At 50.0% G+C, this 10,502-nt stretch carries 7 protein-coding genes; all 7 read left to right on the top strand.

Going from position 1 to position 10,502, the window contains the following annotated elements:
- The first annotated feature begins 122 nt into the window (after positions 1-122).
- Positions 123-2,312 (top strand): GGDEF domain-containing phosphodiesterase, encoded by a 2,190-nt coding sequence (locus FC20_RS06415; RefSeq protein ID WP_236697641.1) that lies wholly within the window; start codon positions 123-125, stop codon positions 2,310-2,312.
- 303 nt (positions 2,313-2,615) lie between these two features.
- A complete protein-coding gene (locus tag FC20_RS06410) occupies positions 2,616-3,179 on the top strand; it encodes a DapH/DapD/GlmU-related protein (RefSeq protein ID WP_008461965.1) in 564 nt (187 codons plus the stop codon).
- A gap of 65 nt (positions 3,180-3,244) precedes the next feature.
- Positions 3,245-3,601 carry a DUF1304 domain-containing protein gene (locus FC20_RS06405; protein ID WP_008461967.1) on the top strand — a complete coding sequence of 119 codons (357 nt, stop codon included), beginning with the start codon at positions 3,245-3,247 and terminating at the stop codon, positions 3,599-3,601.
- Positions 3,602-3,742: 141 nt separating this feature from the next.
- Positions 3,743-4,228: an Lrp/AsnC family transcriptional regulator gene (locus FC20_RS06400; RefSeq protein ID WP_008461968.1), complete on the top strand. Its 486-nt coding sequence runs from the start codon at positions 3,743-3,745 to the stop codon at positions 4,226-4,228.
- A gap of 218 nt (positions 4,229-4,446) precedes the next feature.
- Positions 4,447-6,258, top strand: a complete 1,812-nt coding sequence (gene glmS / locus FC20_RS06395; protein ID WP_008461971.1) for a glutamine--fructose-6-phosphate transaminase (isomerizing) — start codon at positions 4,447-4,449, stop codon at positions 6,256-6,258.
- Positions 6,259-6,384: 126 nt separating this feature from the next.
- Positions 6,385-8,442, top strand: a complete 2,058-nt coding sequence (locus FC20_RS06390) for a BglG family transcription antiterminator (protein WP_008461973.1) — start codon at positions 6,385-6,387, stop codon at positions 8,440-8,442.
- Between the two features lie 176 nt (positions 8,443-8,618).
- Positions 8,619-10,502, top strand: coding sequence for a PTS mannitol transporter subunit IICB (locus FC20_RS06385; RefSeq protein WP_008461975.1), 1,884 nt, complete (start codon positions 8,619-8,621; stop codon positions 10,500-10,502).

Raw genomic sequence — 10,502 nt, 5'->3', positions numbered from 1 at the left:
GCTAACACTTCTTGTGCTAACACTTCTTGTGTCAGTAAACTTAAATTCAATGTGTGAGGTCCAGTTTGAAAAAGTACGGTTCGTTTAAAAGAGATTTCAACTTCAGTGATTTTGATCAGCCAATGGCATTAAAGCTGCTTGGCTACGTCGGTATGCTCAATCGCTGTATGGATAGTGCCATCAAAACTGGCAACCCTAATGAATCAATCATGACCTTTTTAAAGGAAATGGGGCTGGCCCTTAATGCTGACCGCACTTATATTTTTCAAAAAAATGCCCATGGCCACTATGACAACACCTATGAATGGTGTAATGAGGGCGTAACGCCGGAAAAGGAAACTCTGCAAGACATGCCGGCTGAGGCCTATGAAGCCCAATGGGGCGGGGCCTTTGCCAATAACTCCGGCTACTTAATCCGGGACATGGAAGGCTATAAAGAAGCCGACCCCATCATGTACCAAGTCTTAAAGCGGCAGGGGATCAATCAGCTGGTTGTGTCACCTTTTTACTTTGAAGGCAACCAGGTCGGCTTTCTCGGCGCTGACAACCCTTCAGTTGAGCAGCTGGACCTTTGCATCCCCTTGATGCAGCTGGCCTCCAGCTACATGGCATCTCTGCTTCGCCACTCCATTTTTGTGGAAAGAAGAGGCAATAGTACAGATACGCTTACCGGCTTAAGCAGTGAGGTTGCTTTTAACAAGCACCTGCTGGACGAAGTAGCCCTGATCAAGGGGACTAAGTCAGACGTTCAAAACGATGTCGTTTACTTTGACATCAGCAATTTTAAGCTTTTTAACAAAGAGCACGGCTATCAAGAAGGCGACAAGTTGCTCCAGAAGATGGCGGCAGTCTTAAGAAGAGAAGTGGGGACTTACTGGATCGTCCGGCCAACCTCTGACCGCTTCTACGCCGTGATTGAAGATGAGCGGGTAGACGACGTGATCCGGACGGTGCACGATGTGATGGAAAAGTATTCCGTGTCGATCAGAGCCGGAATTTACCCAATTTCTGCAAACGATGAGTCACCGGGTACCATGATGGACCGGGCCCGGATGGCTGCTAACACCACCCAGGGCAACTACCGCATCTACTACACTCGCTATGCTGACCAAATGGAAGCGGACATGGTCTTGTCCAACTACTTGATCAGCCACATCGATGAAGCGATCGCTAAGGGCTGGATCAAGGTTTACTACCAGCCGATCGTGGATACTTTTAGCAACAAGATCAGCACCTACGAAGCCTTAGCACGCTGGGTGGACCCGCAGTACGGCTTTTTGAATCCCTTCCAATTTATTGACGTCTTAGAGCGCGGGCACTTGATCCACAAGCTGGACCTGCACATCCTGGAACTGGTTTGCCGCGACTTTGAAGATGCTAGAAAAAAGGGTGAGCTATCGCCAGTCGTTTCCGTCAACCTGTCCCGCTATGACCTAGAGCTGGATGATTTGCACGAGCAGATCAACGCGATTTTGGCCAAGTACGGGGTGGGCCGGGACCAGGTTCGGATCGAAATCACCGAATCAGCCTTGATCAACAACAGCGAAGCCGTGATTAAGGACCACATCAGCCGCTTCCACGAAGACGGCTACCTGGTCTGGCTGGATGACTTCGGCAGCGGGATGTCTAGTTTGAATAGCTTGCAGACTTTTGACTTCGACCTGCTCAAGATCGATATGGCCTTCCTCCGCAACGCTAACGAACGGACGCCAATCATTTTGACTGACATCATCGACATGGCCAAGCGGCTGGACATTAAGACCCTGGCCGAAGGGGTGGAAACGGAAAAGGAATACGACTTCCTCCACTCCATTGGCTGCGTTTTGACGCAGGGGTACTACTTCTCCAAGCCTTTGCCAAGAGCTGAAGTTGCTGCCAAGATGCGTGATCGTGGCCTGATGGTGGAAACTGCGGAGGAGCACAACTTTTACCGGGAAGTGGGCCGGGTCAACATCGTTAACCCAGATTTTTCCTTTAGAGATCGGCTGAACGACCAGTTGTCGGAAATGCCGGCGATTATGGTCTTTTTGGAAGAAGAAGGCCAGTATAAGACGATCTGCGCCAACCACACGGCCCAAAAATGGGCTCAGGTATTGGGCATCAAGGAGACTAGCGAACTAGACGACCGCTTGAACCGGGCAGTAGGGGCCAACTATGCGCTGCTCAACCAGCTGCTGAAGGCAGCTAAGCGCGGTGAAGATGCCGATGCGGAATTTGAGTTCAAGGGCCGGCAAGGCTACATGCGGGTGAGAGAGGTTGCTGAGTCAACCAGCGCGCATGCCTATATTTCGAAAATTGTGATTTTCTTTTAAGAAAACGTCCTGCTTTGGTGGGACGTTTTTTTGATGGTGGGATCGGTGTCCCCTGAAGACGTAGCCATGGCAATTTTGGTGTAGGTCGTGCCCCCTGGAGACGTAACCATGGCAATTTTTGGTAGGGTTATGCCCCCTGGAGACGTAGCCACGACGAATTTGGTGTAGGTCGTGCCCCCTGAAGACGTAGCCACGACGAGTTTTTATGATCAATGCCCCGAAATCTCGTTAGCCGAGCCAAAACTTCACTTACTTCTCACTTTCATCTATAATTTTAAATAGCTTGATTTTTTAGGAGATACGATGAACGAATTAGATAAGATGAAAAGTGGGCAGGCCTACCACCTGACCGCCCCTGAGGTCCTGTACGACCAAGAAGCGGGGATCAGGTGGACCGACGAATACGCCGAGGGCAACAACCTTGATCGTCCGGCGCAGTTGCTCCGCCTCAAGATGCACCTGGGGGCCTTGGGCGACTATGCCTCGGTGGAACCCGGCTTTTCCTGCCAGCACGGTCCCAACATCCAGATTGGCCAGCATTTTTTCGCGCAGAAAAATCTGACCATTATCGACAGCGCCGCCGTCACCATTGGCGACTACGTGCAGCTTGGCCCTGGCTGCCTGATTACCAGCATCCAGTTGCCCCGGTCCAAAAAAGAGCGGAGGGAGCGCCTTGCCCGGGCACTGCCAGTGACTATTGGCAGCGACGTAGCACTGGGGGCCCGGGTAACGGTTTTGCCGGGCGTGACTATCGGCGACAATGTGATCGTTGAAGCCGGGGCGGTTGTGGCTAGCGACCTGCCGGCAAACTGCGTAGCGGCGGGGATTCCTGCCCGAAAGATCGCTGATCTCGATCCGCAAAACTAAGGTTTGTAATTTAATATTGATTTAAGTAAAATATAATCAGAAATAGCCGACGGGAGGAAAAGAAAATGAAGATCTTATTGCAAATTTTAACGGTGTTAGTTGGTCTAGAATTTTTCTACATTATGTACCTAGAAACTATCGCGACTACGTCTAAAAAGACGGCACAGGTTTTCCAAATGAGTCAAGAAGAATTGAGCCAGAAGAACGTTAATGTCCTTTTTAAGAACCAGGGCGTTTATAACGGACTCCTTGGCGTTTTGGTCCTCTTGGCCATTACCGTCTTTGGCAAGGCCGTTTTGCAAACTGTCTTGGGAATGATGATCTTGATCGCCGCTTACGGCGCCTTGACCTCCAACCCCAAGATCATCCTGATGCAGGGCGGTTTGCCAATTTTGGCCCTGATTGTCAGCTTTTTTGCTTAGGGGTCTAGACCTTAAAAAAGTTTACAAAAAAAGTCAAAATTCTTTGATGTAAAAGACTTGAACTTAATTATTTTAAGAAATATAATACATTCTATTAATAAAAGAACCTCAAGAGATTTGCTTTGATAGGTGGTAGAAGATATGGCTGAATATAAGATTGATAAGACAGACCGTAAAATCCTGCAGATGCTGGAGGACAATGCCCGGATTTCCGTCAAGGAAATCGCCGAGGCCAACTTCATGTCCTCCCCAGCCGTGGCCAACCGCATTCGCCGCATGGAAGCCAATGACCTGATCCGGCACTACTACTCAGACATTGACTATTCGGCCATGGGCTACGTGGTGAAGGCTTTTATCAACTTGGAAGTCAAGCCAGAGGATAAGAGCGAGTTTTACCCCTTCATTGAGAAGATCCCGAACGTCATCCAATGCGACTGTGTGACGGGGGACTACTCCATGTTGATCCAGGCCGCTTACCGGCGTCCAGAAGAATTAGACCACTTGGTCAATGAGCTGCAGAAATTCGGCCGGACCAAGACCGAAATTGCCTTTTCAACCCCTATCGAGCACCGGCCAATTCCGGTTCGCCTGGCAAGCGACCTGGAAGAAGACCAGGAAAATGACTAGTTTTTCAGCCCTTTAGTTAAGAATCCCTCTTAACTGGGGGCTTTTTTGATAGGATTTCCAAAGAAAAAGTTAAATTTTCCATTATTTGGTCTAAATTTATACCAATTTGAGTTTTAGGCTTGACCTCTGAGAAAAAAACGTCTATTATTCCTATTGCAAGCGCGAAAAATAAATTGGTTCAATCACTTAAATTGAACTAGACCAAAGGAGAACTTTTTATGTGCGGAATTGTCGGTGTAGTTGGCAAGCCAGCTAGAGACGTTGTATTAAATGGTTTGAAAAATCTGGAATACCGGGGCTATGACTCAGCCGGTATCTACTTAAACGACTTACAGGGTCATGAATACTTAACTAAGGCTGTTGGCCGCATTGCTAACTTGGAAGAAAAGCTGACTCCTGACGAACAAGGCGTAGTCGGCATCGGTCACACCCGCTGGGCTACTCACGGTCACCCAACCGTTGAAAACGCCCACCCTCACTACTCAGAAGATGGCCGCTTTTACCTGGTTCACAACGGCGTGATTGAAAACTACCTGGACTTAAAGGAAAAGTACCTGGAAGGCGTTCACTTCAAGAGTGAAACTGACACGGAAGTGGTCGTGCAATTGGTAGCCAAGATCGCTAAGGATGAAAACTTGGACGGCTTTTCCGCCTTCAAGAAGGCCTTGAAGCTGGTTAAGGGCTCATACGCCTTCTTGCTGGTTGACAACACCAAGCCTGACCACATCTACATCGCCAAGAACAAGTCCCCAATGATGCTGGGCCTAGGTGATGGCTTCAACATCATTGCGTCAGATGCGATTTCTGTTTTGGACCAAACCAAGACCTTCATCGCACTGAACGACGGCGACTGCGCTGACGTAACTAAGGACTCAATCGAAATCCAAGACTACGATGGCAATAAGGTTGAAAGAGAAAGCCACGTTTTGGATATCGACCCTAACGCCGCTTCCAAGGGCACTTACGAATTCTACATGCTGAAGGAAATCGACGAACAACCTGCAGTGATGCGCCGTTTGTCAACCGACTACTTGGATGAAAACGGCGAACCAGTCGTTGATCCGGCCATCGTGGACGCTGTTTCTGCCGCTGACCGGATTTACATCTTCGCTGCGGGTACCAGCTACCACGCTGGGCTGGTTGGTAAGGAAATTTTTGAAAAATTCACCGGCATCCCAACCGAAGTTGGCTACGCTTCCGAAGCGGGCTACCACTTCCCAATGATGTCCAAGCACCCATTCTTCATCTTCTTGACCCAGTCTGGTGAAACGGCTGACTCCCGCGTGGTTTTGACCGAAGCCAACAAGCGGAACATCCCAAGCTTGACCATGACCAACGTAGAAGGCTCTACTCTGTCAAGAGAAGCCAGTTACACCATGCTTTTGAATGCGGGTCCAGAAATTGCCGTTGCCTCTACCAAGGCCTACACTGCCCAAGTGGCTCTGCAAGCCATTTTGGCCAAGGCCGTTGGGGAAAAGTTGGGCGATGAAGACGCCAAGAACTGGAACCTGAAGCAAGGGCTCAGCTTAGCAGCTGAAGGCATCCAAGAAATCGTTGACGGCAAGGAAGAAATCGAAAAGCTGGCTAAGAAGTACCTGGTGCCTTCAAGAAACGCCTTCTACATCGGCCGTGGCATCGACCACGCCGTTGCCTTGGAAGGGGCCTTGAAGCTAAAGGAAGTTTCCTACATCCAAACCGAAGGCTTCGCTGCTGCTGAACTCAAGCACGGCACCATTTCCCTGATTGAAGACGGTACGCCAGTCATTGCCTTGATCAACGACCCAGTAACTGCTGACCTGACCCGGGGCAACATCCAAGAAGTTGCTTCTCGCGGGGCTAATGTGGTCACCATCGTGGGCAAGCAATTTGCTAAAGAAGGCGACAACATCGTCTTGCCAGAAATCGACTACTACCTGTCAGCCCTCTTGTCAGTAGTGCCAACGCAATTGCTGGCTTACTACGCCTCCAAGAACAAGGGCTTGGACGTGGACAAGCCAAGAAATCTGGCTAAGAGTGTGACGGTTGAATAAAATTTTTATGCAAAAAACGCAAGCAGAATGCATTAGCATTCTGCTTTTTTGTATCCGCTTTTTGGCAAAGCTTGTTATTTTTGCTACAATGTGACTGGTTACAGAGAAAAAGAGAGTAGGGTGAAAATGATCATTACAGAACGGCAAGAGCGGATCCTGCAGGGCCTAGTGGAAAACGGCGATGGGATCAGCTTGGCTGAACTAGAAAAAAGGCTGGATACTTCAAGGCGCACCCTGTACCGGGAGCTGGGACTGCTGCGGCCAGAACTGTCCAAGCTTGACTTAGCCATCAGCAATAAAAAGGGCTGTCTGACTTTAGCAGGGAGCCCTGAAGCAGTTGCCAAATTAGCCAGCGAAGTAAAAGGCAGCCAGGGGCAAGAAGAGATGAAGACTGAAGACCGGGCTAACGCCTTGGCAGTCTTGCTGCTGCTAGAAGATGAGCCAGTCAAGATTCTGTCTTTGGCAGACCAATTGGGGGTGTCCGAGGCCACGGTCCAGGCGGACCTGGATGCGGTCGACGACTCTTTAGACAAGTATGGCATCAAGCTTTTAAGAACCAAGGGCTTGGGCGTCAGCGTCGAAGCTGGGGAAGACTTGCGGCGGAAGGTTTTAGGTGGGATCCTCCTTAGCGAGATCAACGATTACCTCTTTTTTGACTATTTGGGAGATCCAGCTAAGGAAAAATCGGGCAACTTTTTTATCGACCTTTTGCCGAAGCAGCTCCTGGAAACCTGCTGGGAGGCCCTAAAGGCGGAAAAATTGTCCAAGTTCAGCCTCGAAACCGACTACCAGGAAATCGAGCTGATCCTGCTCTTTGCCTTGAGCATCATCCGCCTCAAAGCTGGCAAGCATGTGGATAAAAAGCAGGACAACCCCAATTTGAAGTACCAGTCCTACGTTTTTAACGTCTTTTCCCGCCTGAGCCAAGAAATTAAGTTAGAGCCGCCTCTTGAGGAAGTCCGCTTTCTAGCTTTGCAGGTGGAAAAGTGCGATTACCAAAGGCAGGACTTTGCCGGAGGAGATGAAGAGGTCGTGATCACCTTGCGGGTCAGCCAGTTTATCCAGGATGTGTCTGACCAGGTCCACTTTGACTTTGGCAAGAGCCCTCTTTTTATCAGGCGCTTGCAAAACCACATTCGAGGGCTGGTTGAGCACAGTTCTAAGCGCCTGCCTAATGTTAAAATCGAGACCCTGGACAATTTGACTACTTCTTTTCCAGAACTTTATGAGGCAATTAAAACGGCCTGGAGCGAGGACTTTCAGGATGCCATCAACCAGGCCGAACTGCAGCTGCTCTTGCTCTATTTTGCCAATGAATATAGCAACTATCGCCCGCAAGACAACCTGTCCGTCTTGGTCATTTGTGACAACGGTCTGGGGACCAGCGCCATCTTGGCCAGCCGTTTAAAAAAGGAAGTTGCGGAGATTCAAGCAGTCAAAACAGCGCGGGCCTCCGAAGTTGGCAAGCTTAACTTGAGCGATTACGACATTATTTTTTCCACCTTGAATTTGCCGGGCTTTCCCCGGGACTACCACCTGGTGTCGCCGCTCCTGTTAGGCAGCGAATTAGCTCAGGTGAAAAAGGATGTTGCTAACTATCTGGCCAAGTATAAAAAGCCAGCAGCCCACAAGCCCTTTAAAGCCCAGATTGTCCACCCCCAAAGCAGGCTGGCTGACCTAGCCAGGTCGGCCACTTTTTGCCAAAAGTTGCTGGAGGACTTGACCATTAAGGAGATTGACTACCCAGTTACTAGCACGAGCGATATGCTGACGGCGGTGATTGCCTTGGTGCCTGATGAATGCCTGAACAACCGGGCGGAGGTAATCGCCAAATTGCAGGCCCGGATCAAGCTGGCTCCCTTGGGCTTGCCGGGCAGCCAGTTAGCGCTGCTTCATACCAAGACCAGCGCTGTTAAAAAGCCTTTCTTTGCCTTTTATGACCTGAAGACGCCCCTCAAAATGGAGGCCATGGATCAAACTGAGATTGCAGTTAAAAGGCAGATGCTTTTTTTGGCACCGGAGGACCTCACGGCAGTTGAAGGGGATGTCTTGGGGATGATTTCCAGCATGCTGGTGGTTAGCGATGACCTGCTTAAGCTCTTTTCCACGGGCAGCAAGGAGGCAATTGCGAGCGCCATTGCCCGCCAGTACCTGGGCCAATTGGACCAATTGCTGGAGCCTTAATTATTTCAAATTATAAAACTAAATAGATGTCACAAATAGAAGTATGGCACTGGAAGCGGTGCCATACTTCTATTTTCTTTGCTTTGAAAGCGGAAACAGTGAGTAATACCATAAATGTGTAAGGTAAAAGTAAGTAAAGAGAGAATAAGGTTTTAGTATTTGAGGAGGAAAAGTTAATGTCCGAAACGCAGAGCAAGAGCTCAGTTAAGGCCAAAATCCAAAAGTTTGGGACCTTTCTATCGGGCATGATCATGCCGAACATCGGCGCGATCATCGCCTGGGGCTTCATGACCGCAATCTTCATGTCGCCTAACGGCTGGTTCCCAAACAAGTACGTGAACAGTTTTACCAGCTCCATGCTGTATTTTATGATTCCAATCTTGATCGCCTATACGGGCGGCAAGAACGTCTATGAAGAAAGAGGCGGGGTGGTTGGTGCCATCTCCGTTGTCGGGACCATCGTTTTAGGCTTCCCATGGGCGAGTCCTGTTGCCCAAGGGATCGTTTACCCGACCCTCTACCCATATGCGGCTAACAAGTCCACTGGCATCCCAATGTTCTTGGGGGCCATGATCATGGGGCCGCTCAGTGCTTGGTGCCTGAAGAAGTTTGATGAAAAATTCCAAGGCAAGGTCAAGGCTGGCTTTGAAATGATCTACAACAACTTCTCTCAAGGGATTATGGGGATGATCTTTGTTGCGATTAGCTACTTCTTGGTTGGGCCACTCCTGGTTATTTCTACTATCTGGATCGGTCACGGGGTTGACTGGATCATCACCCGCCACCTGTTGCCACTGGCCAACCTGGTCATCGAACCAGCCAAGGTCTTGTTCTTGAACAACGCCATTGGTAACGGGGTTTTGGTACCATTGGGGATCCAGCAAGCTGCCAAAGTCGGCAAGTCCGTTCTGTTCTTGATGGAATCCAACCCAGGCCCAGGTTTAGGGATCCTGCTGGCCTGCTCCATTTTTGGCAAGGGCTCAGCCAAGAGCTCCGCTCCAGGTGCCATCATCGTTCACTTCTTCGGCGGGGTTCACGAAATTTACTTCCCATACGTCTTGATGAAGCCAATGCTGCTCTTGGCAGCCATGGCCGGCGGCGTTACCGGGACCTTCTTGTTTAGTATCTTGGGCGGTGGTTTGACTGCCGCGGCCAGCCCTGGTTCCATCATTGCCATCTTGCTGGTTTCTGCTAAGAGTGCCTACTTCGGCAATATCGTCGGGGTCTTTGGTTCAGCAGCCGTTTCCTTTATCGTAGCTGCTCTGATCTACAAGATGGACAAGAGCGAAGATGGCGGCGACTTGGCAGCAGCCCAAGGGCAAATGAGCCAAATGAAGGCTGCTGCTAAGGGCCAAGCTGCGGCAGAAGAAGACAGCTCATCAGCTGAAACGACCGTTGCCAGCTACAAGGACGTCCAAAGAATCATCTTTGCCTGTGACGCTGGCATGGGGTCATCTGCGATGGGGGCTTCCCTGCTGCGGGACAAGGTGAAGAAAGCTGGACTTAACCTGCCAGTCACTAACACCGCTGTTAGAAACTTGAAGGACGAACCAGGTCTTTTGGTCATCACCCAAGAAGAATTGGCTGAACGGGCCAAGGAAAAGACGCCAAGCGCCTTGCACGTGGCCGTTGGCAACTTCCTCAGTACGCCAAAATATGACCAAGTCATCGCCCGCTTGAAGGCCGCTAGTCAAGCTGCTCCAGAAGCAGAAATTAAAGAAGAAAAGCAAAAGCAAGTAGACAAGTTAGCAAAGCAAAAACAGTTTGACTTTGACTTCGCCGCTGTCAAGGAAGTGGACTTTATCCGCCACGACCAGCATCGCGGGACGGTCACCATGGCCTCCTCCATGTTCAAGGATGCCATGAAGCAAGCTGGCAAGAAGACGCCGGTCAAGGCCGTGCGGATCAACGAATTGACCAATGATCCAAGTCACCTGGTCATCGCTACCCCAGCTGCCGCTAAGAACCTGGCCGTTCGCTACGACCAAATTCAAGTGGCAACGGTGAACGACTTGCTCAAGACGGATGAACTTAAGGGATTAATCGAAAAACTGAAGTAA

Origin of the sequence: Lactobacillus equicursoris DSM 19284 = JCM 14600 = CIP 110162, from assembly GCF_001434815.1 — a bacterium.
GTDB classification, from domain to species: Bacteria; Bacillota; Bacilli; order Lactobacillales; family Lactobacillaceae; genus Lactobacillus; species Lactobacillus equicursoris.
Note: the sequence above shows the minus strand (reverse complement) of the source record. Positions and strands in the feature narration are given on the sequence as shown.

Bases quoted from the DNA above. Each gene is read 5' to 3' on its own strand.
- FC20_RS06385 (WP_008461975.1), top strand. From the start codon at position 8,619: ATGTCCGAAACGCAGAGCAAGAGCTCAGTTAAGGCCAAAATCCAAAAG.
- FC20_RS06415 (WP_236697641.1), top strand. From the start codon at position 123: ATGGCATTAAAGCTGCTTGGCTACGTCGGTATGCTCAATCGCTGTATG.
- glmS (WP_008461971.1), top strand. From the start codon at position 4,447: ATGTGCGGAATTGTCGGTGTAGTTGGCAAGCCAGCTAGAGACGTTGTA.
- FC20_RS06390 (WP_008461973.1), top strand. From the start codon at position 6,385: ATGATCATTACAGAACGGCAAGAGCGGATCCTGCAGGGCCTAGTGGAA.
- FC20_RS06410 (WP_008461965.1), top strand. From the start codon at position 2,616: ATGAACGAATTAGATAAGATGAAAAGTGGGCAGGCCTACCACCTGACC.
- FC20_RS06400 (WP_008461968.1), top strand. From the start codon at position 3,743: ATGGCTGAATATAAGATTGATAAGACAGACCGTAAAATCCTGCAGATG.
- FC20_RS06405 (WP_008461967.1), top strand. From the start codon at position 3,245: ATGAAGATCTTATTGCAAATTTTAACGGTGTTAGTTGGTCTAGAATTT.